The sequence below is a fragment of the Klebsiella sp. LTGPAF-6F genome (assembly GCF_001753185.1).
Lineage (GTDB): Bacteria > Pseudomonadota > Gammaproteobacteria > Enterobacterales > Enterobacteriaceae > Klebsiella > Klebsiella michiganensis.
Genome location: NZ_CP017450.1, coordinates 5,121,818 through 5,147,345, shown reverse-complemented (window position 1 = coordinate 5,147,345; position 25,528 = coordinate 5,121,818). Strand labels below are relative to the sequence as shown.

Sequence of the window (25,528 nt, the reverse complement as noted above, 5' to 3'; positions counted from 1 at the left end):
GGAGCAGCGCGCAGAGAGGCATAATGTCCCGGAGGCGATGCTTGCGCATCTGTCCGGGCTACCGGCCCGCAGAGAGCGGTAGCCCGGCTAAGCACCGCGCGAGCCGGGACGTTGCCGAATCACTACACCTCTGCCAGATACAGCGCCGGCATACCCTCTTTATCGGAGGTAAACAGCACCCAGCGGTTATCCGGTGAAAATGACGGATGTGGATGCGTCGCCTGGCGCTCGCCTTCAATCACTTTCCAGGTGGAGTCGTGGCGGCACACCGCAGTCTGCTTATCGGCGGCAATATCAAACACCCAGATAAACGGATCGTTAAGCTGTATATCGCCGGTGCTGTGCGGCGCGCCGTCGCCGACTACCAGGGTGCCATCGTGATTGCTCATCAGATGTGAGCAGGGAGGAATGGACATCAGCTGGCGATTTTCCAGCGTTGCCGGGTCGGCGCTATACAGATAGCGATGCGGATCGTTTTCCTGATGCGCGACATAGTAAAGCGCGGATCCATCCGGCACCCAGAATTCGTGGGTAAAGCTCTCTCCCGACCGGTGCTGGCGAACCTTGCGCATATGGCTGCCGTCAGCGTTGATAAGCCACATTCGGGCATCGATAGCATCGCGCGGGCCTTCGTGGCAGAAGGCGATGGTGCCGTCATCAAACGGGCGGTAAATCGGGTGGCCGAGCCAGCGTTTTTCCTGCAATACCACGCGCTGCTCGCCGCTGCGCAGGTCGATATTAATCAGCCGGCACTCCGGCTCGGTGAAGTAGAATGCGCGGAACTTGCCCCAGTCGGTCAGCGGCTGCCAGTCGCTTTTTTTGATTTCGATACCCACCATCTGGCTGCAATCGCTATTGGCGACCCAGGTCCCGTAGGCCACCCATTGGTCATCCACTTGATACACCACCTGCTCCTCCAGCGAGGCCAGATCCACGCGGCGCAGCTGCTGGTTGTTTTTCACGTACCACAGCGACCGGTCGTCGGCGGAAAGGAAACCGCCAAAGGTGTTATCGCCCGGCCCGTCGGTGAGCTGGGTGGCCTGCTGGCCGGCGATATCGAGTAAATAGTAGTTCCAGTGGCCTTCAAACGCGCCGCCGAAAATCAGCTTGCTGCCGTCCCGGGTAAAGCATTTTTGATAGAAGTAGTTGCGGTGGCAGATAACATGCGGTGGCGTCATCCGGATCACCTGGTGACCGGTTTCGCTGTCCTGCGTATGCAGAAAGCTCAGCGGGATGATTTTGCCTTTCATGATTCATTCACTCCTTGCTAAAAAAATACCCCGCAGCCGGAGCTGCGGGGTAGGGACCGATAACGGGTTGTTAGCGCATCGCGCGGCGCAGGATGCGGTCAGACTGACGCTGGAAGTCAATTGCCGTCTCTTCTACGGTTTTCTGCCCGTAGTCGATGTACTGCAGAGAGGTGCCAAACTGGGCGACGATCTGCGGGTCATCAAAGTATGGCGACACCGAGAGTTTGGCCGGTAGGGACTGCGCCAGGCGCAGGCCAGATACCGCCGGATCGTCCTCTTTGATCGCGCCGTTTTCGGTCAGGTATTGCACCGCGACTTTGCTCAGCGGCACGCCGCGCTCAAGTCCCAGCGTCTCAACGCCTTCTTTGCTGTTCAGCAGGAAGTTGATCACCTTCGCCGCCGCTTCCGGATTTTTGGTGGATTTACCAATGGAGAGCATCTGCGCAGGTTTAAAGAACAGACCCGCGTCGGTGGCGCCCGGCAGCATCGGATAGCTGCCCAGCTCCAGCTTCGCCGGCGGCTTCAGGTTGTCGGAGTATTTGTTTATGGTGGAGTTCCACATATAGGTCCCCGCCCACTCGCCCTGAATCCACGGCTTCATTTCATACATATTGCTCTTACCGAACGAGGCATAGTACTTGGTGTCCGGCATGACGTGGCTGTCGATAAGCTTTTTATACATCTGGAAGAATTCGACCCACTGCTCTTTGCTGTAGGAGAATTTCTTGGTTTTTTCGTCGATAGCCGGCTGGTTGTACTTCTGAATCATATATGAATTGAGCAGCGCCAGGGTGTCCTGGTGCTCCAGCACCACCGGGTAATACTGTTTACCCAGCTTGCTCTCAAAGGTTTTACCCGCCGCCATCAGCTCGTCCCAGGTTTTCGGGTACTCGACGCCGGCTTTTTTCCAGGTCTCGTCGTTGAAGTAGAACACGCGCGCGGTGACGGAAATAGGGATACCGTTAAGTTTGCCGTCCACCGTGGTGGTTTGCAGCTCTTTGGCATCAAACTGGCTCAGGTCGATTACGTCCTTCATCTTATTCAGATCGTAGAAGCCTTCGCCGTTTTTCGAGAAGATCGGCAGCCAGTTCCAGTTAGTTTGCATCACGTCCGGCTCCGTGCCGCCGGCGATTTGCGTGGTCAGGCGCGAAAGGTGGCCATCCCAGCCGGTATATTCCGCTTTAACATTAATATCCGGGTTTTGTTTATGAAACTCTTCCAGCGCCTTCAGGGTCACCTGGTGACGGCCGTTGCCGCCCCACCATGACATACGCAGGTCGACATCCTTCGCCATGGAAGGTAACGCGGTAAGGCCCAAAGTTGCGGAGATTGCGGCGCTTAAAAGCACTTTTTTCATTTTAATACTCCAGGGTTCACAGAGAGATGTTCTGTTCAGTTTTGGCGTCAAAGATATGACATTTGTTGAGATCGAACTTGAAATGCACCGTGCGATGAAGCCCTTTCTCAATCATTGGCTTCGCTTCATCGGAAGGCACGCGGGCGGTCAGTTCATAATCGGCAACCTTCAGGTAGACGAAGAATTCATGGCCCATGTTTTCCACCCGCACCATTTCACCGGCGCAGGAGCCTTCAGCAAACGGTTCATCGGAGATGGAGACGAACTCCGGGCGGACGCCAAAGAACACCTGCTGGTTCTTATGGGTCTCGACCTTACTCTGCAATCTGTCGTTTAGCGGCAGCAGCCCGTCGCCAACGGTCAGATGCAGGCGACCCGCTTGCTCAACCAGCTTGCTGGGACGAATATTCATCTCCGGCGCGCCGATAAACCCGGCCACAAACATGTTTTTCGGCTTGTGATAGAGGTTGTCCGGGGTATCCACCTGCATGATATGGCCTAGCTTCATCACGCAGATGCGGTCGCCCATGGTCATCGCTTCGGTCTGATCGTGGGTAACGTACACGGTGGTCGCCGGTTTACCGGATTTCTTCAGCTGCTTATGCAGATCGGAAATACGGATGCGCATCGAGGCGCGCAGCTTGGCGTCAAGGTTAGAGAGCGGTTCATCGAACAGGAACACATCCGGTTTCTTCACAATCGCGCGGCCAACCGCCACGCGCTGTGCCTGGCCGCCGGAGAGCTGGCGCGGCAGACGATCCAGCAGCTCTTCCAGCTCAAGGATTTTCGCCGCTTCGTTAACCTGGGCCTCAATCTGATCTTTCGGCAGCTTGCTCAGCTTCAGGCCGAAGGCAAGGTTTTCGCGCACCGTCATATGCGGATAGAGCGCGTAGTTCTGGAAGACCATTGCGATACCGCGCGCTTTTGGCGCGAGGTTATTCACGATTTTCTCGCCGATCCGCACTTCGCCGCCGCTGATGGTTTCCAGACCGGCCAGCATGCGCAGGGTAGTGGATTTGGCGCAGCCGGACGGCCCAACGATAACCATAAACTCGCCGTCCGCGATTTTCAGATCGATACCATGTACCGCTTTGAAGCCGTTGGAGTAGACTTTTTCCAGTTTGTTGAAAATAACTTCAGCCATGATATTTCCCTCTTAACCTTTAATTCCGCTGCTGGTAACGCCCTGTACGAAGTAGCGTTGTGCCAGGAAGAACACGATGATGGACGGCAGAATGGAGATGCTCGCCATTGCCAGAATTTCGTTCCACGGAGCGCCTTCCGTGACGTCGATGGACATTTTCAGCGCCAGCGCGATGGGGTATTTATCCACGCTGTAGACGTAAATCAGCGGACCGATAAAGTCGTTCATGGACCACATGAACTGGAACAGCGCCACCGAGATAATCGCCGGTTTCAGAATTGGCACCACCACGTACCACAGCACCTGAATGGAGTTGCAGCCGTCAATCTGCGCCGCTTCTTCCATGTCGCGCGGAACGCCGCGCAGGAACTGAATCAGCATGAAGACGAAGAACCCCTGAGTGGCGAAGGCCAGCGGCAGGTACAGCGGCAGATAGCTGTTCAGCATGCCCATTTCACGGAACATCAGGTACTGCGGGATCAGCAGTACGGTGCTCGGCAGGAGCATGGTGGTGATCAGCGTGGCGAACCAGAATTTCTTCCACGGGATCTCGAAGCGGGCAAAGCCGTAGGCCACGATGGTGGAGGAGATAATGGTCAGCAGCACTTTCGGGATCACATACTTGAAGGTGTTCAGCATGTAGTGGCCGAAGTTGTACTCGGTGCCGGTTTTCCAGCCGTTGATAAAGCCATCCCATGTCGCGTGGGCAGGCCACAGGCTCAGGGTGGTGAAGATCTCGTGGTTCGGTTTGAACGACGCCGAGAACATCCATACCAGCGGGTAGAGCATCAGCAGGCCGACGAACAGCAGGATCACGTAGCGAATCGAGCGGCTGACTTTTTCACGACGCAGCGTCCGCGCGACTTCACGTTCGGCGATGTCCCTTGCTTCAGAGATTTGTTGGATATCAGCCATTTTTGCCTCCCTTATCGGCGGAGTAGAACACCCAATATTTTGAAGACTTAAACGCAATGGCGGCAAAGACCGCGACCACCAGGAACAGCACCCATGCCAGCGCCGCGCCGTAGCCCATATCGAAGTACTTAAAGGCAGTGTCGTAGATATAGAGCGAGAACAGATAGGTGGAGTAGGTAGGGCCGCCGCCGGTGATGACGTACGGGCCGGTAAACTCCTGGAACGCCTGAGTGGTCTGCATGATGAAGTTGAAGAAAATCACCGGCGTGATTAGCGGCACCGTGACCTTCATAAACATCTGCCATTTTGACGCGCCATCGATCATCGCCGCTTCATATTGTGATTGCGGAACGTTCTGTAGCGCCGCAAGGAAGATGACCATCGCCGAACCGAACTGCCAGACGCGCAGCAGGGTGACGGACATCAGCGCCAGCGAGGGCTCGCCGAGCCAGTTGACCGGGTCGAAGCCAAGTACGCCGATAAAGCTGTTCAGCAGGCCGTCGATAGCAAACAGCGCGCGCCACAGAACGGCGATCGCCACCGAGCTACCGAGAATGGACGGGATATAGTAGGCGGTACGGAAAAAACCGATGCCGCGCAGCTTAAAGTTGAGGACAAAAGCGATCCCCAGCGCGAAAGCCAGTTTTAACGGGATGGTTAAAAAGACATACGCAAACGTCACGCCCATCGATTTCCAGAAGAGGCCATCTTCGGTCAGCATGTAGCGATAGTTTTCGATGCCGTTAAACACCGGTGGACTCATCAAATCGTACTCAGTGAAACTGAGGAAGAAAGATGAAACAAAGGGAAAGGCGGTAAAGACTATCAACCCTATGATATAGGGGGATATCCATGCCAATCCCAGCATTCTGTTTTCATTCATACATACCTACCTGGCTTACGAGTTTGTAATACGGATTCGGGGTTACTGCCTTTCCCGCGGCCCATGCCGCCGGAAAGTTAATGCGTTCCTGGTATGTCAGCGGTGAATCATTCCTTGTTAACGGTGCGTGTGTTGAGCGTTTTTGCGCGCTTGTCGTCCCTGGAGAACATCTGTTTTTTGATTTTGTCTTACCCAGCGTCCTGATTTTGTAAAACGCCGTTTTAATTTTATTTTATTGCTATTTATTACGGAGTCATTCGGTTGATCGCGGAAATGTGATCAAAGTCGAAACGATGTTTCAAAAAGGTGCTGGCGCGCGCATTTTGCAGGAGGCCAGGTCATAGAAAAGGATGAGCGGCAGGCGCAGTGAGGCTATTCAGGCGGGATTAATTGCTCTGCTAATCATTATGCTACGACATACTTTATGACAATTATTATTAGCGGAAAAGTTCAGAAAATGGTGGGCATGCCTGGCATGCCCTGGGGCAGGAGAGATTACTTTTGCAGAAAATCCTGACGAACGGGGGTAAAGGTATCAAGAAGCGTGCCCGGCTTAAGGCAGACGCAGCCGTGCATAATTTCCGGCTTCTTATAGAGCGTATCGCCGGCGCTGACTACGTGCTTTTCATCACCGATGGTGAACTCAAACTCGCCGGAGAGCACATAGGTGAGCTGCTCGTGCGGGTGATTATGCATCGGCCCGATAGCGCCCGCTTCGAAGTTCACTTCAACCGCCATCATCTTGCCATCGTGCGCAAGGATGCGGCGGGTGACGCCATTGCCCAGATCTTCAAGGGTGGTCTCTTTATGAAAAATAAACATCCTCTGGTCCTGTAATTAAATGAAACAATGTTTCATTTAATCTATCGCATAATCTTCTAAAAGGAAACGATCGTCGGGAGAAGTGGAAAGTCGATCACAACTTTGTTTTACTGAAAACCTCACACAAGGAGGGATGATGAAAACGATTGGTCTGTTAGGCGGCATGAGCTGGGAATCGACGATTCCTTACTACCGGCTGATTAACGAAGGTATTAAAGCGCGCCTCGGCGGCCTGCACTCCGCCAGCCTGCTGCTGCACAGCGTGGATTTCCACGAAATTGAAGCCTGCCAGTCAAGCGGCGACTGGCAGCGCGCGGGCGAGATCCTCGCCCAGGCGGCGGCCGGCCTGCAGCAGGCGGGCGCCGAGGGGATCGTCCTGTGTACCAACACCATGCATAAAGTCGCGCAGGCGATAGAAACGCGCTGCGACGTGCCGTTTTTGCATATTGCCGACGCTACCGGACGAGCGATTATCGCAAAGGGCCAGCGCCGCGTTGCGCTATTAGGCACGCGCTATACCATGGAACAGGATTTTTATCGCGGCCGCCTGCAGCAGCAGTTTGCTATTGATACGCTGATTCCGGAAGCTGACGATCGCACGCGGATTAACCAGATCATTTTTGATGAACTGTGCCTCGGCGTCTTTAGCGAGCATTCACGCGACTACTATCTTCAGGTCATCGAGGCCCTGGCGGAGCAGGGGGCGGAAGGGGTGATTTTCGGCTGTACCGAAATCGGCCTGCTGGTGCCGGAAGAGAGCAGCCCGCTGCCGGTGTTTGATACGGCCGCGATCCACGCGGCGGACGCGGTGGAGTTTATGCTGTCGTGATGGGGGGGGGGCCGGATGTGGCTTAGCGCTTGTCCGGCCTGTGAGTGCAAGGTCGTGGATCGATAAGACGTGCGAGCGCCGTCATCCAACACTACCCGCGCTATTTTTGCCGCGTCAGCAGCTGCCAGGTGATATCCGACTCCAGCTGCGTTTCATCGTTATTTCCGCTAAATGCTGCCTCGCTGAGAACAGGAAACAGCGTCACGGTAAAGCTTATCTGCTTACCCGTTGGCACGGCGTTGTTGTCCACCGCCACCACGGTATCGTTATTGTGGATATACAGTGAGGCGGCAGACCCGCTCTCCGGCGTGAGGTTAATTTGATCGACGGTTTTACCGACGCGGTACGGTTTGCCGTCAACCATGACCTCGCTGACTTTAAAGGCAATACCGCCTTTCTGACCAAACTGAAAACGGCCTTTTTCGCCGGCCATGCCCAGCGCCTGAACCCCCATCTGCCGCTGATCCGGGCATGATGCGCTGATGGTCAGTTCACGCTCGGGCATTTTGTTCCAGCTTTGCTGCGTGGTGACAATATCTTCGCGGCGAAGTCGGGAGTAGTTTATCTCGGTCTGAGAAACGGTTATCTGGCAGTCGTTATCTTCCGCGCGGGCAAATGCGCACACCGCCAGCCCGCTGCCGATAAGCAGATATTTGATACAGTTTTTCATCGGCATTCTCCGTTGACCTCTTCGTAAAACGCCTCTTCATCGTGTTTATCACTCAAGGTCCAGGCAATCTTACAAATTCGATTGTTGTCATTGTCCATGGCGTACAGGGTGCTAACTTGCTCTACGTCGTTAAGGAAAACGTGGCCGTCATCGACGCTGGTGACGATGTAGTTGCCTTTTTCATCCACAATGGACAACCCTTTTGGCAGCGCGCTTCCATCGGCCTTTTTAACCCGAAGCATGACGCGCCGGCTGTTTAGCACCTTAAAGTTCACTTCGCTCACCGAAGCATGCGCAGCGGCAAGGTACTTGGTGCCGTTGGCCAGCGTCATACTTTGCGGCAGCTTGTTGGCATCAATCTCAATGCGTGAATTGCGCCACTCATTAAGCCCCGGGATCACTGCCTGGCCCCACTTATCGGTCCAGACGGTGCCCTGCGGCGTATTGATTTCCACCCCGGCTTTGTCTTCGCTCAGCTTTGCAATGGCAAAGGTGTCGTGAATGGGGTATGGCGTAAAGGTTACGCCGTTTTTGTGTACCGCAATACCGCCCGTCAGTGCGGCGTTATAGTTGCGCTGGTTATTACCGTTACTGCCGCCGCCCACGCTGAGCTGCGTGTAGTGAAGATTGCTACTGATGTTGCCGTTAAAACTGTTCTCGTTGCTGTCGTTGTCGCGATCGGCTGAGATGTAGTAATTGGTACGCGCTGACAGGGCCCCGGAATTCTGCACGCCGTAGCTGGTGCGGTTGCCCTGATTGCGCATATAGGAACTGATGCTCTGAGAGCCGCCGAGCGGAATGCTCAGGTTAACGTAAAGCATATCGTCGTCCTGGGCATCGTTGCTATTGCCGACCGAGCGTTGCCAGTTGACTGACACCGAGGCATATTTAAATGTTTTACCCCACGAAGCCAGCACGTAGCGGGAGTCTTCACCGTCGCTACTGGTCTGGTTATAGTTGAAACCGATGCTGAAGGTACCGAATAACCCGGAGGACCAGTTCAGGTTGGTAGAGTAGCTATTGTCGTAAGGCTGGAAATCATCGTTGAGCGCGTCAGCCAGTTCACGATAGCCGCCGCTGTAGTGGGCGATGCTATTCGATAAGTTCAGCGTGTCGCTCAAAGAGAGGGCGCTTTGTATTTCGGTTTTGAGACCGCTGTAGTTATCGCCAAACTGCGCCCGGCTTCCGGCAAGGCTGGTGGAGACACTCCAGCTATCGGTCAGCAGAATTTCTGCCCGCGCGCCGGTCGCCTGATAATCCTGAGCCAGTGCGCCTGAGGCATAAACGTTCAGGCGGGGTAGCATTCGCCAGCCATCGGAAATGTTGAACACCCAAGGGTCATCATAATCACCTTCAATATTCCGTACCCGACCCACAGACGCGGAAAGCCCCTGGGGACGGGCCAGCTGCTGCGCCCTCACGGCGGAGGCCGGTACGATAAAGCGGTTGGATGCGCCATCAGATTCAATGATGGTGACTTCAAGGTCGACGTTGCTGCGTACCGCCGGCACATCGTCCAGCGTGAAGGGGCCGGCAGGTACCAGGGTGTTAAATACCAGGCGGCCATTCTGACGGATTTCGACGCGCGCCTGGGAGGTTCGGGCGATACCTGAAACGCTCACGCCATTGCCGCTGCTCAGCAGAGCGCTGGTTGGCGTGAGCTGAACGCCCGTTATTGGCATGCCGCTCAGAACGTCAGAGCTGGCGTTGATTTCGCCGACCTGCATGGTCATTTTCTGCGCCGCGAAAACGTGCTCGGCGTAGGTGTAAATGCTTTCGGCGTTTTTATCGCCGTTGTCGTCGGTCATGATGTAGCGGCTGCGCAGCGCCCAGTCGGCAACGTTAAACCCGCCTTCGAGGCTGGCCTGCGAATAGCTGTTGCTTTCGCTGCCCTGATATTCATTGCGCGTGCTAAACAGTGAATAGTTGAGCATGCCCGCGCTGCCGCCGTGCTGGAAGTTTTTAATCTCGCCGTTCAGGCCATTAAGCGCTTCCGGCGGCAGATAGAGCTCAACGCTGTTCTGCCCGGGCAGGGCGTTCACCACGGCCTGTGCGTAGTCATCGTGAATATTGTGGCAGGCTTCAGCCGCTTTTAGCGGTACGGGCATTAGCCCGGCAAAATCAAGAAAGTCATTATCAATGCATAGCGTACCGTCTTCCCCAAATCGCACCGCGGCGGTGCCGCGATTTTTGCTATTGACCACCACCTGTACGGAGTGCACGCCCGGTAAATAGCGGGGCGTTTCGGCAAAGTAACGGTTGAGATCGGTGCTGAGACCGCGTGATTGCAGGATATCGGTATCGAACGTGACCTCACGGGCGCTGGCGTGGGAGGTATACATAAGTGCCAGCGCGCTCGCGACAAAATAGCTGAGGAGGCTTTTTTTATGCATCACTCAGTAACCTACTTTGCATTGAAATCGGCGACAAAGCTCGGTACTTCAACACCATAGCGGCTGGCCGGGAAGAATTTCACCTTGTTACTGCCGCTAACGCTTTTGGTCAGCGCAATATTCAGCGATTCGCCGGGCAGGATATAGGTTTTATTAATATTCCCCGCGATACCTGAGGGCTGGAAGATCACGTTCTGTGCCAGCCTGACCACGTATTTGCTCGGGTTAGTGACTTTTGCCGTCGTACCGGAACCGGACCATTGAAGGGTTTTCCAGGCATCGGTGACCACGGGAAGTTTTGCCGGACGAATTAATACTGGGATATCCTGGCGTATATTGATCCCAATTTTAACTTTCTTATCGTCACTTTTCGGTGGAATACCTTCAAAGGTGACGCGCTTATAATGTTCCACGTCGAGAGGCGCGTCGTTTTGCAAAATAAAACGCAGCTGCTGGGTCTGCCCCGGCTCCAGGCGGACTACCGGCTGGGTTGGAATAAGTTTTATGCCATTATCGTCGTCGGGAAGATTAACCACCGTCGTATATAATAGCGCGGGTGTATTATCGGTGTTTTTAACGTTTATCGTGCCGCTATGGGTGGCTTCGTCAATCACCAGCAAGCTGGTTTCCGGAACCATACCTGCGGCATTAACAGTTAAAGGAAGAGAAAGCGTTAATGCCAGGAACATAGCCGTACGTGAAAAAATACTTAACCGATTCATAATTTTCATCCTGAATGTAAAAGACACTCCGTGTCCGTTGATTTTTAACGGGTGGAATAGCGTTATTCCACCCTGATGGCAATAAAAGATTATAAATAATGCAAAGTAATGGTCGCCTGCCCTTTCAGCTCGGTATCATCCTTAATATTTAACGAGGCAGTGTCTTTTATCGACAGTGAAGTGGACAGTTTAAAAACCGCGCGACTAAAAGCGATAGGTTCTAAAGCGCCTGAAGATGCAACGGACACCAATGTGTAATCGTCATTTCTTTGCGAGGAGGGACCCGCAACCCATCTCCCCGGGCCCCAGTCAGCGTCCCAGTTAGAATGGTGATAAATAATACTGCCGACTTTACCATCGTAAGTTGGGCTCTGATCCATGAAAATAGCGTAGTTACCAATAGCTACACCATCATCAGTTTTACCCACCCCAAAGCTCTGATAGGTTGGAGGCGTTGCCATTGTACCTCCGCCAATGTCGACGGCTATCGGTGGGGAGGGCTGGCTGTCAGTTTCATTGTCAGTTGACGTCCAGGCGACCCTGGTCGGCGCTGTGCAATTGATGGTTAATTCAATAGCTTTAAAGCCCAGCGGGTTAACTTCTGTAGCAGAAAGCGCGCCCAGGTAAATATAGCCATAATCAACTTCGCCCCCGTTGCTTAATTCCGGCGTACAGGAAGCTGCGGTCAGCTTCCCCTGAACCTGTAATACCGCATTCTGTTCTGCCAGCGCGGAGCCGGTAAACAGCACCAGCGCGGCGGCAATCAGCGTTTTTTTCATCAGTTATTCCTTAACGTAATTCATGGATTCCGGAGAGCCTTACAGATAGCGCAGGCTGATCGTCAGCTGGCCGCTGAGGTCGGTATCGTCGGTGATGGCGAGGGTTTTGGTGTCCTGAATCGCCAGCGAGGTGACCAGCGGGAAGGTGGCGCTGGTAAAGGCCAGCGGCTCGACGCTGCCGGCAGTGGCGACGGTGAAATCGCGGCTGTTCAGGCCGGCGGTTAAGCCGTCGGTGCTTTTGGTCCACACGCTGTTGTTGCCGTCCATCACGATGGCGTCAACTTTGTTGGTATCGGCCACCACGCTGCCGACGTTGACGAACAAGGAATAGTTACCAATAGCGACATCTTTCGCTTTACCGACGCCGTAAGTCTGGCTGGCGTCAGATACGGCGCCGCCGGTGGCGTTACCGTTGTTGACGGTAATGCCGGCGCGGCTGTCCACGCGGTCATCGACAAGGTTCCAGGAGACTTTGGTGGCCGCGTCGCAGGTGATGGTGAGATCGATGGTTTTCTGCCCCAGCTGGTTAACGGCGGAGTCAGAGAGCTCGGAGGTGTGAATGGTGCCATAGTCAACGACACCGCCCTGGCTGAGTTCAGGGGAGCAGGCGGCATTGGTTAATACACCTTTGACTTTTAATACGGCCGTGGGGGCGGCAAGCGCGGAGGACGCGCAGGCCGCGAGAATAAAGGCCAGAAGAGTCTTTTTCATTTGTTAGTCCTTAACATAATAATGATCGACGCATTCATGCATCACGAAAGGTTTTCATTCAGGCGGCGGAAGATGATTATTCGTCAACGAGTCTGTTGAGATGCCTTATGAATGTGGCAGAAGTATATATCAGGAGGTATGGACTAGTGGACTTAGAAAATATTAAATAGACATTTACTATTTTTAAAATAGTTTCCGCGAATGATTTTGCTGTCATTTTACATGACAATCATCTTATTGTGCCGTGCGGCTTAATTTAATCAATACACATATATAATCTCTAATCTATTTATGTTATTGGCGTTATTTTAGGATTTGTTGATTAAGTTATTAAATGAGGAAACGATATGTGGAATTTCACTGATTAAATGGCGGCTGAAGACTTCAACCAGGGCTGAAGTCGGACGATGCTGCGGGTGAATCAGGCTAACGGTGAAGGGGACTGAAAGGCTAAAAGGACGAATAGCTATTCCGCTATGAGCATAGTCCAGCGCGGTCAGTGGGTTAACAACAGAAATACCTAACCCGGCACGCACCATGGCGCAAATAGAGGCTGCGCTGTGTGTTTCAATAACCATTCGGCGTTTGACCTGATGTTCGTTGAAGAGCGTGTCGAGTAACTGGCGGTAGCTATCGGTTCGCGACAGGCTGATATAGTTTTCTCCCTGAAAATCCTGCGGCGTTAACAGGCTTTTCCCGCATAGCGGATGGTTTTGAGGAAGTACGCAAACTTCATTGAGAGAAAGCAGTTCCGTCCTTTGAGTCCCCGCCGGCGTATGCAGCGTTTCCGTGATCCCTAAGTCGTGGCGCTGGGCCGACAACCACTCCTCCAGTAGCGGCGACTCTTGCGGCACAATTTGAATATTCACCTGCGGATAGCGCGCTAAAAACGGCGCCAGCAGCAGCGGCAATAGCGATTGCGAAAAGACCGGCAGACAGGCTATCGACAGCTCGCCCTGGCGGAACTCGCGCAGGCTTTCCGCGGCGCTGACGATTCTGTCCAGACCGTACCAGGAGCGCTGGACCTCTTCAAACAGACGTAACCCCTGGACCGTGGGCTGCAGGCGCCCGCGCGTCCGGGAAAACAGCGTCAACCCCAGCACCTTTTCAAAACGCGCCAGCTCGCGGCTGACGGTGGGCTGCGAGGTATGCAGCATGCGTGCGGCCTCGGTCAGATTGCCGGTGGTCATCACCGCATGAAAGATTTCAATATGACGCAGGTTGACGGCGGGCATGGGGGTTCCTTAAGTGGCGCAAGCCATATCATTTTTGCATAGACTGGCAATAAAACGATATTTTTTATTGCGTACGCGCTGTGGCGTAATCGTAAAAAACAGAAATAACGCACACACAGCACCGGAGTTCCTTATGCCACACTCGCTTTACGCTACCGATACCGACCTGAGCGCAGAAAACCTGCTGCGTCTGCCCGCCGAATTCGGCTGCCCGGTTTGGGTTTACGACGCGCAGATTATCCGCCGCCAGATTGCCCAATTGAGCCAGTTCGACGTGGTGCGTTTTGCGCAGAAGGCCTGCTCCAATATCCACATTCTGCGCCTGATGCGCGAGCAGGGCGTGAAGGTGGATTCGGTGTCGCTGGGCGAGATTGAGCGCGCGCTGGCGGCCGGGTACGATCCGCATCAGCATCCGGACGATATCGTCTTTACCGCCGATCTGATCGACGATGCAACCCTGGCGCGGGTGAAAGAGCTGCAGATCCCGGTCAACGCCGGCTCAATTGATATGCTGAGCCAGCTGGGCGAAGTCTCTCCGGGTCACCGCGTCTGGCTGCGCGTTAACCCGGGCTTCGGCCACGGCCACAGCCAAAAAACCAATACCGGCGGCGAGAACAGCAAGCACGGGATCTGGCACAGCCATTTAACGGCGGCGCTGGAAGTGATGCGTCGCTATCAGCTCCAGCTGGTGGGGATTCACATGCATATCGGTTCTGGGGTCGACTATGGTCACCTGGAACAGGTCTGCGGCGCGATGGTGCGTCAGGTTGTTGAATTCGGGCAGGATCTGCAGGCGATCTCCGCCGGCGGCGGACTGTCGATCCCGTATCACGAAGATGAAGAGGCGATCGATACCGATCACTACTTCGGCCTGTGGAACGCGGCGCGCGAGCAGATCGCTAAGCATCTGGGCCGTCCGGTCGCGCTTGAGATCGAACCGGGTCGCTTCCTGGTGGCGGAGTCCGGCGTGCTGGTTTCTCAGGTTCGCAGCGTGAAGGAGATGGGCAGCCGCCACTTCGTGCTGATTGACGCCGGTTTTAATGATTTGATGCGCCCGGCGATGTACGGCAGCTATCACCATATTACCGCTCTCGCCGCGGACGGCCGCGATCTGCGCGCCGCGGCGGAGGTTGAAACCGTGGTGGCCGGGCCGCTGTGCGAATCGGGCGATGTCTTTACCCAGCAGGAGGGGGGGAAAGTGGAAACCCGCCTGCTGCCTGCGGTGGCGCCGGGGGATTATCTGGTGCTGCACGATACCGGCGCTTACGGCGCGTCGATGTCTTCTAACTACAACAGCCGTCCGCTGCTGCCGGAAGTGCTGTTCGACAACGGCAAAGCGCGGCTGATCCGCCGTCGCCAGACCATTGAAGAGCTGCTCGCGCTCGAGCTGCTGTAAGGCGCTGCCCGATGGCGCTTCGCTTATCGGGCCCGCTAATTATGCGTAATACGGCCCGGTGGTGACCGACTCGCGCAGCACCAGCTTGCCGGTAAACGGCGGTATGGTCTCGATCGGCTGGCCGTTGGCCAGCTTGATGGCCTGATCGATAGCGGTGGTGATCATGTTATCGATCGGCAGATAGACCGTCGATAGCCCCGGCTCCAGCCATTTCGCGCTCGGCGCGTCATCAAAACCAAACAGCGAAATATCCTGCGGGATCCGCAGCCCTGCCTGATGCAGCGCTTTCGACGCGCCCAGCGCCATATCATCGTTACAGGAAAACAGCGCGCTAAACGGCGTTTTCTCTTCCAGCAGCTCGCAGCAGAGTTCATAGCCGCGGCTCATGGTGGAGTCGCCGTATTTCACCTTCGCCGGATCCCACTTGATGCCGTGCTTCTTCAGCGCGTTGCGATAGCCTTCCAGGCGAGCTTTACCCGTCGGCGTGTGCATCGGCACGGTCAAACAGGCAATATCGCGATGGCCCTGGGTAATGAGGTACTCAACCGCCTGAAACGCCGCGTCCTGCTGTTCGAAAAACACGCAGCGCTCCCGGGCCTGGCTAACGTCGCGGTTGATCACCACCAGCGGCATGGCGATAGACTCAATCAGCGACATAATCTTCTTTTCGCTCATATGGCGCGTGTAGAGCACGATGGCATCGCACTGGCGATCGGCCAGCATCTGCACCGCCTCTTCTTCACGCTCCGGCGCATCGTGGCCGTCGGTGACGATCAGCTGTTTGCCCCAGGCTTCCGTCTGGCGAGAAGCCTGCTGCAGCAGGCGGCCAAAATAGAAGCCGTCAAAGGTGGAAACCACCAGACCGATGCTGTTGCTCGTGCGGTTTGCCAGCGAGCGGGCGAGAAAGTTAGGCCGATAGCCCAGCTCTTCCATCGCCTTAAAAACCTGTTGGCGGGTACTCTCTTTCACCTGACCTGTGCCGTTCAACACGCGGGAAACCGTCGCTTTAGAGACGCCTGCGCGAATTGAGACATCCAGCATTGTAGCCATTCATCCGATTCCTGATATCACGTGGTGAACCGCAGTTTATCACAGACATTCAGGGGGATATGGCTTCATGGCGCGGTAAAAAACCATCGCGATCACGCTTTTACAGGAATTGATCGCAGGGAAAAGAAAACCGCAAATGCGGTATGCCAATTATCGCCTTTCTGGAATGCCAATGAACGGGTTGGGAGCTTAATCACAGAACTTATTCTCCTCAGTGGCTATTTTTTGGTATGCCAATAGGTGTTTGGCTGTACACCTGGTGCGCTAAAAGCCCTTAAACCTGAGGTATCCTCTATGGCATTGCAGGACAAACTGATCGACTCACTGGGGAGTTTCGCCACGAAATTCAACAGCTACCGCTACATCATGGCGATAAAATCCGCTTTTATTACCCTGATGCCGGTGATCATCGTCGGCGCCTTTTCGGTGCTGATCTCCAATATGGTGCTGGATCCGAAAAACGGACTCGCCAGCTTTCAGGCGCTCTCTTTTCTGGCGGCGCTGAAACCTATTACCAGCGCGATCAACTACGCCACCCTTAACTTTCTCAATATTGGCGCGGTCTTTCTTATCGGCATCGAGCTGGGGCGGATTAACGGCATCAAGAGCCTGTTCCCCGGTCTGCTGGCGGTGATCTGCTTTATCTGCGTGACGCCGACCACCGTCGAAATGATGGTCGACGGGCAAATGCATGAAGTGAAAGATGTGCTGCTGCGCCAGTTTTCCGATACCCGTAGCCTGTTCCTCGGTATGTTTATCGCCATTCTGTCGGTGGAGATTTACTGCTGGCTGGAGGGCCGCAAGGGGCTGAAGATCAAGATGCCGGATACCGTACCGCCCAACGTATCGGCGTCGTTCTCCGCCCTGATCCCGGCCATTATCACCACCACGGTGATTGCCACCTTTGGCTTTATTTTCCATCAGGCCACCGGCATGTACCTGTATGACGCGGTCTATCAGGTGGTGCAGCAGCCGCTGGAGCGGGTGGTGCAAAGCCTGCCGGGGATCCTGCTGCTGATGTTTGTCGCGCAGCTGTTCTGGGTTATCGGCATCCACGGCAACCAGATGATCAAACCGATCCGCGAACCGCTGCTGCTGGGAGCCATCACCGTCAATATGAGCGCCTTTGAGCAGGGCAAAGAGGTGCCGAATATCATCACCATGCCGTTCTGGGACGTTTATATGAGCATCGGCGGATCGGGACTGACGATTGGCCTGCTGATCGCGGTCATGATCGCCACCAAACGCAAAGAGATGAAAGAGATCGCCAAGCTGTCGATTGGGCCGGGTCTGTTCAATATTAACGAACCGGTGATTTTCGGCATGCCGATCATGCTCAATCCGATCCTTGCGATCCCTTTTATCATCACGCCGCTGGTGACCGGCAGCATTGGCTACTTCGCGACCGCCGCCGGCTTTGCCGGTAAAGCGGTGGTGATGGTGCCGTGGACCACCCCGCCGCTGATCAACGCCTGGCTCTCTACGGCGGGTTCGATGGGGGCGGTGGTGACGCAGCTTATCTGCATCCTGACCGCGGTGCTGATCTATCTGCCGTTCGTCAAAATAGCCTCCCGCCGCGCGGAAAACGCTCAGCGCCAGGCGGAGAACGGGCAGGCCAGCCAACAGATATGAGGACACAATGACGACAGTAAAGATGGCGATCCCCCACGACTTTATCCTCGGTGCCGCCGCTTCCGCGTGGCAAACCGAGGGCTGGAGCGGTAAGAAAGCGGGCCAGGATTCCTGGCCGGATCTCTGGTACAAGAACGACCGCCGCGTCTGGCATAACGGCTACGGCCCGGCGGTGGCGACCGATTTTATCAACCGCTTCCGCGAAGACGTGCAGTTGATGAAGCTGGCGGGGCTGACACACTACCGCACGTCGATTAACTGGTCGCGCTTTCTCACCGATTATGAAAACGTCACGGTCGATGAAGACTATGCGGCGTACTACGACCAGCTCTTCGATGAACTGCTGGCCAACGGCATCGAGCCGATGATCTGTCTTGAGCACTATGAACTCCCCGGCTATCTGCTGGAGCAGTACGGCGGCTGGGCGTCGAAAAAGGTGGTTGAGCTGTTTGTGCAGTACGCGGAGAAAGTGTTCGCCCGCTATCACCACAAAGTCACGCGCTGGTTCACCTTCAATGAACCGATCGTGGTGCAGACCCGCGTTTATCTGGATGCGCTGCGCTGGCCTTACGAGCAGAACACCGGCACCTGGATGCAGTGGAATCACCACAAGGTGCTGGCGACGGCAAAAGTGGTCCGGCTGTTTCGCGAGAAAGGCTATCGCGGCACGGTAGGCTGCATTCTTAACCCGGAGGTCACCTATCCGCGCTCAAAAGCGTCGCACGATGTACGCGCCGCCGAACGCTACGATCTGTTTTATAACCGGGTTTTCCTCGATCCGCTGGTCCACGGCCTCTACCCGCCCGAGCTACTGGCTCTGCTCGAACAGCACGGGGTCTCCTGGGATTATGACGCGGAGGAGCTGGCGATAATCCGCGACAACACCGTTGATGAGCTGGGGATTAACCTCTACTACCCGCATCGGGTTAAGGCTCCATCGCGCGCCTGGCATCCGCAGACGCCGTTCCATCCGGCTTACTACTATGAGCCCTTTGAGCTACCGGGGCGGCGGATGAACCACTCCCGCGGCTGGGAGATTTATCCGCAAATCGTTTTTGATATGGCGATGCGGATCAAGCAGGACTACCGCAATATTCCGTGGTTCGTGGCGGAAAGCGGCATGGGCGTGGAAAACGAAGGGCAGTTTCGCAATGGCGAAGGTACCATCGCTGACGACTACCGGATCCGTTTTATCAGCGAGCATCTGTGGCAAACGCTGCGCGCGCGGGAAGCGGGGGCCAACTGTCACGGCTACATGCTGTGGGCGTTTACCGACAACGTTTCGCCGATGAACGCCTTTAAAAATCGCTACGGGCTGATTGAAATCGATCTGCAAAATAATCGTGCGCGGCGGCCCAAGGCGTCCGCCAGCTGGTTCCGTAAGCTAGGCGAGAGCCGGGAATTGACGCTGGATATTGACGATGAGTGGCGCTAGCCGGGCTGAAATTTTGCTAAGATAGCGGCCGATATTGACTCGCAGGCTCATAACGCACAGGTGATATTGTGGAGAAGGCTATCATTCCGCCGGAAAAGAAACCCTACCAGGAAATAGGTGATGATTTACGCGCACAGATTGCGCAGGGGCGCTATCCCATCGGGTCGCGCCTGCCGCCGGAACGCAATATCGCCGAGACCTACGGCGTGAGCCGGACCATCGTCCGCGAAGCGCTGCTGATGCTGGAGCTGCAGGGGACGGTCGACATTCGCCAGGGCTCCGGGGTGTACGTGATGCGCATCCCGCACGAGGACGATAGCGAGGAAGAACAGATGTTGAGCAGCGACGTCGGGCCGTTCGAGATCCTGCAGGCCCGCCAGCTGCTGGAGAGCAATATCGCCGCTTTTGCCGCCAAAATGGCCACCCGCGCCGATATCGATAACCTGAAGCGGATTATTGAGCAGGAACAGCGGGCGATTGCCGCCAACGATACCAGCCAGGATAACGCCCGGCTGTTTCACCTGGTGCTGGCCGGCGCGACGCAAAATCAGATGCTGCTGGCGACGGTTGAGCGCATCTGGCTGCAGATGGACAGCAGCCCGCTGTGGCAGCAGTTCAACGTGCATATCGCCAGCCGGGCGTACCGGCTGAAGTGGCTCGGGGACCGGCAAACGCTGCTCGCCGCCCTGCGCCGACGCGATGTGATGGGGGCCTGGCAGGCAATGTGGCAGCATCTTGAAAATGTCAAAAACAGCCTGCTGGAGCTCTCCGATGAAGACGCGCCGGACTTTGACGGCTATCTCTTTGAATCGGTACCGATTTTTCAGGGAAAGCTGGTATGATTATTCACCCCCTCTACGCTGCGCCGCAGCACGCTTCATGCGTAACGGAGTGGCTCTGGCGAGCGTTTGGCGCTGACGCGCTGCCGCGGGCGTTCTTCGCCAGCATTGTCGAACATAGCCAGACGCCGGGAGCGCTGCCCATTACCTTTGTGGCCGTGGAGGGCGAGAGGCTGCTGGGCACCGTCGGCCTGTGGCGCTGCGATTTAATCAGCCGTCAGGATCTCTATCCGTGGATGGCGGCGCTCTACGTGGCGCCTGAGGCGCGCGGGCAGGGACTGGCGGGAAAACTACAGCAGCACGTCATCGGATATGCCAGAGCGCAGGGCTATACCGAGCTATTTCTCTACTCCGCCTGCCGCGATTTTTATGAGCATTTTGGCTGGCAGTATATCGGCGAAGGCCTGGATTATCCGGCCAGCGCCGTCAGTTTATACCGCTACGATTTATCGCTGTCGAGGGGCGCAATCACCGAGTGACGGCGGACCAGCGTGGGGCTGAAAAGGTGGGTAATCTCCGGCGTCGGGCGATGCTCCGCCAGCGCTAACGCCAGCTCCGCGGCCTGCGTCGCCATGGTGACAATCGGATAGCGTACGGTGGTCAGACGCGGGCGCACGTAGCGCGAAATCAGCACGTCATCAAAGCCAATCAGCGAAATCTCACGCGGCACATCAATCCCGTTATCGTTTAATACGCCCATCGCGCCGGCGGCCATCGAGTCGTTATAGCAGGCGACGGCGCTGAAGTTCCTGCCGCGGCCCAGCAGCTCGGTTATCGCCTGTTCTCCGCCGCTCTCATCGGGCTCGGCAAAGGTCACCAGGCGATCGTTGCACGGCAGATCGCTCTCTTTTAACGCTGCCCAGTAGCCCTGCAGCCGGTCTTCAGCATCGGAAATAGCGTGATTAGAGCAGAGGTAGCCGATGCGGGTGTGCCCCTGCTGAATCAGGTGGCGGGTCGCGAGCCATGCGCCGTAGCGGTCATCCAGCGCCACGCAGCGCTGCTCGAAGCCGGGCAGGATGCGGTTGATCAGCACCATGCCGGGGATTTGCTGCATCAGCGAGGCCAGTTCGTCATCGGGGATCATTTTGGCGTGGACCACCAGCGCCGCGCAGCGGTGGCGAATCAGCTGTTCAATCGCCTGGCGCTCTTTATGGAGGTTGTGATAGCCGTTACCGATCAGTAAAAAATTGCCGGTATTGTAGGCGACCTGCTCGACGGCTTTCACCATCGCGCCGAAGAAGGGGTCGGAGACATCGCCCACCACCAGGCCGACGGTTTCCGTTGACTGCTGCGCCAGCGCGCGGGCGTTGGCGTTGGGGTGATAATTTAGCGTTTCCATCGCGGCGCCCACCGACTGGCGCGAGGCTTCGCTGGCTTTCGGTGAATTGTTAATAACGCGGGAGACGGTAGCGACGGAGACTCCTGCGAGCCGGGCTACATCCTTAATAGTCGCCATACCAGGCCTTTTTTAGGGTAAGCGTTTACATGGCATTTATGTTACGGGAAAGCGCGGCAGATTCAAGGGTTGGTACTTTTGGGTTAATGCAATTGTGACGCAGATTAGCGTTGCGGGTGAAATAGTTACCCACAGGGGAGCGGAGAATGATTCCGGGAACGGACAATTCACACCTTTGCTTACACTTTGCGATTGGCTGTTGCGAATGTTCGCTGGTTTACCCATTCATTGCATTGATACTCTGGCTATCCCAGAGGTATTGATAGGTGGAGTCAACTTCAGGTTGACCACTTAATTACACCAGCCTGCGCAGATGCGCAGGTTTTTTTTTGCCCGCCGTTAGCCGTTGTTACAGTTCACGAAAAAAGTAATAACTGGTTGCACTTAGGCTCATTCCCTTGCGTTTTATGGCTGGCGCCGGCGGCGGGAAAAACGAGACAATCAGGATCCCAGAGGTATTGATTGGTGAGTTTTTTAAGTACGCTTTTCGTACTGATTATCTTGCACCGACCTGCGCGGATGCGCAGGTTTTTTTTGTCCTGAATTCCGCTCCTCCTGGTGCATTTTCCGTCCCTTCTCATGTAACCTGCTTTGACTGATTAACCGGTCAAACGGAGTTGTTATGCTTTTGGGATTTTTCAGACTACTTTTCAAAGGATTGTACCGGGTCAAGTTAACCGGTGACCCCCAGGCGCTGCACCAGCACAAGGTGCTGATCACGCCAAACCATGTCTCCTTTATTGACGGCGTACTGCTGGCGCTTTTCCTGCCGGTGCGCCCGGTGTTTGCGGTCTATTCCTCAATCAGCGATCGCTGGTTTATGCGCGCGCTAAAGCCGATTATTGATTTTGTGCCGCTGGACCCGACCAAACCGATGTCGATAAAACATCTGGTCCGCCTGATTGAGCAGGGGCGCCCGGTGGTGATTTTCCCGGAAGGGCGGATCTCGGTGAGCGGTTCGCTGATGAAAATTTACGACGGCGCCGCCTTTGTGGCGGCGAAGTCGCAGGCGACCATCGTGCCGCTGAGAATCGAAGGCGCTGAACTAACCCACTTTAGCCGCCTGAAGGGGCTGGTCAAGCGCCGCCTGTTCCCGCGCATTCAGCTGCATCTGCTGCCGCCGACGCATCTGCCGATGCCCGATGCGCCGCGCGCCCGCGACCGGCGTAAAATTGCCGGTGAAATGCTGCATCAGATCATGATGGAGGCGCGGATGGCGGTGCGCCCGCGCGAAACGCTGTATGAGTCGCTGCTGGCGGCCCAGGACCGCTTCGGCGCGCGCAAACGCTGCGTGGAAGATATCAATTTTCAGCCGGACACCTACCGTAAGCTGCTGACCAAAACTCTCTTCGTGGCGCGCATTCTGGAAAAATACAGCGCCCAGGGCGAAAAAATCGGCCTGATGCTGCCGAACGCCGGAATAAGCGCGGCGGTGATTTTTGGCGCGATTGCCCGCGGACGAATCCCGGCGATGATGAACTATACCGCCGGGGTCAAAGGCCTGAGCAGCGCCATTACCGCGGCGGAAATCAAAACCATCTTTACCTCCCGCACCTTCCTCGATAAAGGCAAGCTCTGGCACCTGCCGGAGCAGTTGACGCAGGTACGCTGGGTATTTCTCGAAGATTTAAAAGGCGAGGTTACCGCCGCCGATAAGCTGTGGATTTTTGGCCATCTGCTGATGCCGAAGCTGGCGCAGGTTACGCAGCAGCCGGAAGACGCGGCGATGATTCTGTTTACCTCCGGCTCGGAAGGTAATCCGAAAGGGGTCGTGCATAGCCATAAAAGCCTGTTGGCCAACGTCGAGCAGATTAAAACCATTGCCGACTTTACCGCCAACGACCGCTTTATGTCGGCGCTGCCGCTGTTTCACTCCTTTGGCCTGACGGTCGGCCTGCTGACGCCGCTGTTTACCGGCGCGGAGGTCTTTCTCTATCCCAGCCCGCTGCACTACCGCGTGGTGCCGGAGCTGGTATATGACCGCAACTGTACCGTGCTGTTCGGCACCTCCACCTTCCTTGGCAACTACGCCCGCTTTGCGAATCCGTATGATTTTTATCGCCTGCGTTACGTTGTCGCCGGGGCGGAGAAGCTGCAGGAAAGCACAAAGCAGATCTGGCAGGACAAGTTTGGCCTGCGCATTCTTGAAGGCTACGGCGTCACCGAATGCGCGCCGGTGGTATCGATCAACGTGCCGATGGCGGCGAAAGTGGGCACCGTTGGCCGCATTTTGCCGGGGATGGACGCGCGTCTGCTGGCCATGCCCGGTATTGAAGAGGGGGGCCGTTTACAGCTTAAAGGGCCGAACATCATGAACGGCTATCTGCGGGTGGAAAATCCCGGCGTGCTGGAAGCGCCCGCGGCGGAAAATCAGCACGGCGTAGTCGAAGCCGGCTGGTATGACACCGGGGATATCGTCAGCTTTGACGAACAGGGCTATGTGCGGATTCAGGGCCGCGCGAAGCGCTTTGCTAAAATCGCCGGTGAGATGGTGTCGCTGGAGATGGTCGAGCAGGTGGCGCTGGCGGTTTCGCCGGACAAAATGCACGCCACGGCGATTAAACAGGATGCCAGCAAAGGCGAGGCGCTGGTGCTGTTTACCACCGATAATGAACTGAATCGTGAAAAACTGCTGCGCTATGCCCGTGAACACGGCGTACCGGAGCTGGCGGTACCGCGCGACATTCGCTGGCTGAAGCAGCTCCCGGTACTGGGCAGCGGCAAGCCGGACTTTGTCACCCTTAAAGGCATGGTTGAACAGGCGGAAGGTTCGGATGAGTGAGTCAGTACACACTAACACGTCGCTGTATTCGAAAGGGATGATGGCGGTTATCTGCGCCCAGTTTCTTTCGGCGTTTGGCGATAACGCGCTGTTGTTCGCCACCCTGGCGCTGATGAAGCAGCTGTTCTACCCGGAGTGGAGTCAACCGGTATTACAGATGTTGTTTGTGGGCGCTTACATTCTCTTCGCGCCGTTTGTCGGACAGTTTGCCGATAGCTTTGCCAAAGGGCGAGTGATGATGGTGGCGAACGGCCTGAAGCTGATCGGCGCGGGGTGCATCTGCTTTGGCGTGAATCCGTTTATTGGCTATACGCTGGTGGGCATCGGCGCTGCCGCCTATTCTCCGGCTAAATACGGCATTCTCGGCGAGCTGACCACCGGCGATAAGTTAGTGAAAGCGAACGGCCTGATGGAGTCCTCGACCATTGCAGCGATCCTGCTCGGCTCGATGGCGGGCGGTATCCTGGCGGACTGGCATATCATGGCGGCGCTCGGCGTCTGCGCGGTGGTGTACGCCGGCGCGGTGGTTGCCAACCTGTGGATCCCGAAGCTGCCGGCGGCGCGTCCCGGGCAGTCGTGGCGCTTCAGGCCGATGACCCACAGCTTCTTTAGCGCCTGTACGACGCTATGGCGCAACGGTGAGACCCGCTTTTCGTTAGTCGGCACCAGCCTGTTCTGGGGGGCGGGCGTGACGCTGCGCTTCCTGCTGGTGCTGTGGGTGCCGGCGGCGCTGGGCATTACCAGCAACGCCATGCCGACCTACCTTAACGCGATGGTGGCGGTGGGGATTGTGCTGGGGGCCGGCGCGGCGGCGAAGCTGGTGACGCTGGAAACGGTGTCGCGCTGCATGCCCGCCGGGATATTGATTGGCGTGGCGGTCATCTTTTTCGCCATCCAGCAGGCGCTGCTGCCGGCGTTTGCCCTGCTGCTGCTGCTCGGCGCGTTCGGCGGCTTCTTTATCGTGCCGCTTAACGCCCTGCTGCAGGAGCGAGGGAAACATACGGTCGGCGCGGGCAACGCTATCGCGGTGCAGAACCTCGGCGAAAACGTGGCGATGCTGCTGATGCTGGGCCTCTATTCGCTGGCGGTGAGCATCGGTATTCCTGTCGTCGGCGTAGGGATTGGCTTTGGCGTGGTATTCGCCCTGGCGATTACTGCCCTGTGGATTTGGGGACGGCGTAAATAATCTCCTGGAGGCGGCGCGTCGCGCCTGTTCGGGCTACAAACG

At 56.1% G+C, this 25,528-nt stretch carries 22 protein-coding genes; 8 read left to right on the top strand and 14 right to left on the bottom strand.

The window, feature by feature from the left end; genetic code table 11:
- Positions 1 to 122 precede the first annotated feature (122 nt).
- The 6 genes from BJF97_RS24025 to BJF97_RS24000 form a co-directional block, all read right to left on the bottom strand.
- Positions 123 to 1,250 carry an oligogalacturonate lyase family protein gene (locus tag BJF97_RS24025; protein ID WP_077253372.1) on the bottom strand — a complete coding sequence of 376 codons (1,128 nt, stop codon included), beginning with the start codon at positions 1,248 to 1,250 and terminating at the stop codon, positions 123 to 125.
- 70 nt (positions 1,251 to 1,320) lie between these two features.
- Entirely contained in the window at positions 1,321 to 2,607 is a 1,287-nt protein-coding gene (locus BJF97_RS24020; RefSeq protein WP_004105307.1) for an ABC transporter substrate-binding protein, read from the bottom strand.
- 16 nt (positions 2,608 to 2,623) lie between these two features.
- Complete coding sequence (locus BJF97_RS24015) at positions 2,624 to 3,751, bottom strand: ABC transporter ATP-binding protein (RefSeq protein ID WP_014226681.1); 1,128 nt, start codon at positions 3,749 to 3,751, stop codon at positions 2,624 to 2,626.
- Between the two features lie 12 nt (positions 3,752 to 3,763).
- A complete protein-coding gene (locus tag BJF97_RS24010) occupies positions 3,764 to 4,666 on the bottom strand; it encodes a carbohydrate ABC transporter permease (RefSeq protein ID WP_014226680.1) in 903 nt (300 codons plus the stop codon).
- Positions 4,659 to 5,549, bottom strand: a complete 891-nt coding sequence (locus tag BJF97_RS24005) for a carbohydrate ABC transporter permease (RefSeq protein WP_014226679.1) — start codon at positions 5,547 to 5,549, stop codon at positions 4,659 to 4,661. Before BJF97_RS24005 ends, BJF97_RS24010 begins: the two co-directional genes overlap by 8 nt.
- A gap of 495 nt (positions 5,550 to 6,044) precedes the next feature.
- Positions 6,045 to 6,371, bottom strand: coding sequence for a cupin domain-containing protein (locus BJF97_RS24000; protein WP_004853896.1), 327 nt, complete (start codon positions 6,369 to 6,371; stop codon positions 6,045 to 6,047).
- A 136-nt stretch (positions 6,372 to 6,507) separates the two neighbouring features.
- Between BJF97_RS24000 and BJF97_RS23995 the strand changes: the two genes are divergently transcribed.
- On the top strand, positions 6,508 to 7,200 hold the full coding sequence (locus tag BJF97_RS23995) for an aspartate/glutamate racemase (protein ID WP_014226678.1): 693 nt from the start codon (positions 6,508 to 6,510) through the stop codon (positions 7,198 to 7,200).
- 100 nt (positions 7,201 to 7,300) lie between these two features.
- On the opposite strand, the gene BJF97_RS23990 is transcribed toward BJF97_RS23995, so the two are convergent.
- The 6 genes from BJF97_RS23990 to BJF97_RS23965 all read right to left on the bottom strand — a co-directional run bounded on the left by BJF97_RS23990 (position 7,301) and on the right by BJF97_RS23965 (position 13,710).
- Positions 7,301 to 7,870 carry a hypothetical protein gene (locus BJF97_RS23990; protein WP_305956135.1) on the bottom strand — a complete coding sequence of 190 codons (570 nt, stop codon included), beginning with the start codon at positions 7,868 to 7,870 and terminating at the stop codon, positions 7,301 to 7,303.
- A complete protein-coding gene (locus BJF97_RS23985) occupies positions 7,867 to 10,263 on the bottom strand; it encodes a fimbrial biogenesis usher protein (RefSeq protein ID WP_032694715.1) in 2,397 nt (798 codons plus the stop codon). Before BJF97_RS23985 ends, BJF97_RS23990 begins: the two co-directional genes overlap by 4 nt.
- An 11-nt stretch (positions 10,264 to 10,274) precedes the next feature.
- Positions 10,275 to 10,952, bottom strand: coding sequence for a fimbria/pilus chaperone family protein (locus BJF97_RS23980; RefSeq protein WP_032694735.1), 678 nt, complete (start codon positions 10,950 to 10,952; stop codon positions 10,275 to 10,277).
- A 122-nt stretch (positions 10,953 to 11,074) separates the two neighbouring features.
- On the bottom strand, positions 11,075 to 11,764 hold the full coding sequence (locus BJF97_RS23975; RefSeq protein WP_032694714.1) for a DUF1120 domain-containing protein: 690 nt from the start codon (positions 11,762 to 11,764) through the stop codon (positions 11,075 to 11,077).
- Between the two features lie 39 nt (positions 11,765 to 11,803).
- Positions 11,804 to 12,475, bottom strand: coding sequence for a DUF1120 domain-containing protein (locus BJF97_RS23970; RefSeq protein ID WP_032694713.1), 672 nt, complete (start codon positions 12,473 to 12,475; stop codon positions 11,804 to 11,806).
- 308 nt (positions 12,476 to 12,783) lie between these two features.
- Positions 12,784 to 13,710: a LysR family transcriptional regulator gene (locus BJF97_RS23965; protein WP_032694712.1), complete on the bottom strand. Its 927-nt coding sequence runs from the start codon at positions 13,708 to 13,710 to the stop codon at positions 12,784 to 12,786.
- Between the two features lie 133 nt (positions 13,711 to 13,843).
- On the opposite strand from BJF97_RS23965, the gene lysA reads away from it, so the two are divergent.
- Positions 13,844 to 15,106 (top strand): diaminopimelate decarboxylase, encoded by a 1,263-nt coding sequence (gene lysA / locus BJF97_RS23960; protein ID WP_032694711.1) that lies wholly within the window; start codon positions 13,844 to 13,846, stop codon positions 15,104 to 15,106.
- Positions 15,107 to 15,145: 39 nt separating this feature from the next.
- Here lysA and BJF97_RS23955 read toward each other — a convergent pair whose 3' ends face one another.
- The gene (locus tag BJF97_RS23955) at positions 15,146 to 16,147 is read right to left on the bottom strand and encodes a LacI family DNA-binding transcriptional regulator (protein WP_162097180.1); all 1,002 of its coding nucleotides are present in this window, start codon (positions 16,145 to 16,147) and stop codon (positions 15,146 to 15,148) included.
- A gap of 303 nt (positions 16,148 to 16,450) precedes the next feature.
- Between BJF97_RS23955 and BJF97_RS23950 the strand changes: the two genes are divergently transcribed.
- The 4 genes from BJF97_RS23950 to BJF97_RS23935 all read left to right on the top strand — a co-directional run bounded on the left by BJF97_RS23950 (position 16,451) and on the right by BJF97_RS23935 (position 20,541).
- Positions 16,451 to 17,788: a PTS sugar transporter subunit IIC gene (locus BJF97_RS23950; RefSeq protein ID WP_032694710.1), complete on the top strand. Its 1,338-nt coding sequence runs from the start codon at positions 16,451 to 16,453 to the stop codon at positions 17,786 to 17,788.
- Between the two features lie 7 nt (positions 17,789 to 17,795).
- Positions 17,796 to 19,223, top strand: coding sequence for a glycoside hydrolase family 1 protein (locus BJF97_RS23945; RefSeq protein ID WP_032694709.1), 1,428 nt, complete (start codon positions 17,796 to 17,798; stop codon positions 19,221 to 19,223).
- Between the two features lie 68 nt (positions 19,224 to 19,291).
- Entirely contained in the window at positions 19,292 to 20,065 is a 774-nt protein-coding gene (locus BJF97_RS23940) for a GntR family transcriptional regulator (protein ID WP_004105268.1), read from the top strand.
- Complete coding sequence (locus BJF97_RS23935) at positions 20,062 to 20,541, top strand: GNAT family N-acetyltransferase (protein WP_032694708.1); 480 nt, start codon at positions 20,062 to 20,064, stop codon at positions 20,539 to 20,541. Before BJF97_RS23940 ends, BJF97_RS23935 begins: the two co-directional genes overlap by 4 nt.
- On the opposite strand, the gene galR is transcribed toward BJF97_RS23935, so the two are convergent.
- The gene (gene galR / locus BJF97_RS23930) at positions 20,502 to 21,518 is read right to left on the bottom strand and encodes an HTH-type transcriptional regulator GalR (protein WP_014226665.1); all 1,017 of its coding nucleotides are present in this window, start codon (positions 21,516 to 21,518) and stop codon (positions 20,502 to 20,504) included. The two genes, BJF97_RS23935 and galR, sit on opposite strands and share 40 nt — an antisense overlap.
- 622 nt (positions 21,519 to 22,140) lie before the next feature.
- Between galR and aas the strand changes: the two genes are divergently transcribed.
- Together aas and lplT are read left to right on the top strand one after the other, a co-directional pair.
- Positions 22,141 to 24,300: a bifunctional acyl-ACP--phospholipid O-acyltransferase/long-chain-fatty-acid--ACP ligase gene (aas, locus tag BJF97_RS23925; RefSeq protein ID WP_032694707.1), complete on the top strand. Its 2,160-nt coding sequence runs from the start codon at positions 22,141 to 22,143 to the stop codon at positions 24,298 to 24,300.
- Positions 24,293 to 25,486, top strand: a complete 1,194-nt coding sequence (gene lplT / locus BJF97_RS23920; RefSeq protein WP_032694706.1) for a lysophospholipid transporter LplT — start codon at positions 24,293 to 24,295, stop codon at positions 25,484 to 25,486. The genes aas and lplT overlap by 8 nt, the downstream gene beginning before the upstream one ends.
- The last annotated feature ends 42 nt before the right edge of the window (positions 25,487 to 25,528 follow it).

Bases quoted from the DNA above. Each gene is read 5' to 3' on its own strand.
- BJF97_RS23975 (WP_032694714.1), bottom strand. From the start codon at position 11,764: ATGAAAAAAACGCTGATTGCCGCCGCGCTGGTGCTGTTTACCGGCTCC.
- BJF97_RS23995 (WP_014226678.1), top strand. From the start codon at position 6,508: ATGAAAACGATTGGTCTGTTAGGCGGCATGAGCTGGGAATCGACGATT.
- BJF97_RS23955 (WP_162097180.1), bottom strand. From the start codon at position 16,147: ATGCTGGATGTCTCAATTCGCGCAGGCGTCTCTAAAGCGACGGTTTCC.
- BJF97_RS24000 (WP_004853896.1), bottom strand. From the start codon at position 6,371: ATGTTTATTTTTCATAAAGAGACCACCCTTGAAGATCTGGGCAATGGC.
- aas (WP_032694707.1), top strand. From the start codon at position 22,141: ATGCTTTTGGGATTTTTCAGACTACTTTTCAAAGGATTGTACCGGGTC.
- lplT (WP_032694706.1), top strand. From the start codon at position 24,293: ATGAGTGAGTCAGTACACACTAACACGTCGCTGTATTCGAAAGGGATG.
- BJF97_RS24025 (WP_077253372.1), bottom strand. From the start codon at position 1,250: ATGAAAGGCAAAATCATCCCGCTGAGCTTTCTGCATACGCAGGACAGC.
- lysA (WP_032694711.1), top strand. From the start codon at position 13,844: ATGCCACACTCGCTTTACGCTACCGATACCGACCTGAGCGCAGAAAAC.
- BJF97_RS23965 (WP_032694712.1), bottom strand. From the start codon at position 13,710: ATGCCCGCCGTCAACCTGCGTCATATTGAAATCTTTCATGCGGTGATG.
- BJF97_RS23985 (WP_032694715.1), bottom strand. From the start codon at position 10,263: ATGCATAAAAAAAGCCTCCTCAGCTATTTTGTCGCGAGCGCGCTGGCA.
- BJF97_RS23970 (WP_032694713.1), bottom strand. From the start codon at position 12,475: ATGAAAAAGACTCTTCTGGCCTTTATTCTCGCGGCCTGCGCGTCCTCC.
- BJF97_RS24015 (WP_014226681.1), bottom strand. From the start codon at position 3,751: ATGGCTGAAGTTATTTTCAACAAACTGGAAAAAGTCTACTCCAACGGC.
- BJF97_RS23935 (WP_032694708.1), top strand. From the start codon at position 20,062: ATGATTATTCACCCCCTCTACGCTGCGCCGCAGCACGCTTCATGCGTA.
- BJF97_RS23980 (WP_032694735.1), bottom strand. From the start codon at position 10,952: ATGTTCCTGGCATTAACGCTTTCTCTTCCTTTAACTGTTAATGCCGCA.
- BJF97_RS23950 (WP_032694710.1), top strand. From the start codon at position 16,451: ATGGCATTGCAGGACAAACTGATCGACTCACTGGGGAGTTTCGCCACG.
- BJF97_RS23990 (WP_305956135.1), bottom strand. From the start codon at position 7,870: ATGAAAAACTGTATCAAATATCTGCTTATCGGCAGCGGGCTGGCGGTG.
- BJF97_RS23945 (WP_032694709.1), top strand. From the start codon at position 17,796: ATGACGACAGTAAAGATGGCGATCCCCCACGACTTTATCCTCGGTGCC.
- BJF97_RS24020 (WP_004105307.1), bottom strand. From the start codon at position 2,607: ATGAAAAAAGTGCTTTTAAGCGCCGCAATCTCCGCAACTTTGGGCCTT.
- BJF97_RS24010 (WP_014226680.1), bottom strand. From the start codon at position 4,666: ATGGCTGATATCCAACAAATCTCTGAAGCAAGGGACATCGCCGAACGT.
- galR (WP_014226665.1), bottom strand. From the start codon at position 21,518: ATGGCGACTATTAAGGATGTAGCCCGGCTCGCAGGAGTCTCCGTCGCT.
- BJF97_RS24005 (WP_014226679.1), bottom strand. From the start codon at position 5,549: ATGAATGAAAACAGAATGCTGGGATTGGCATGGATATCCCCCTATATC.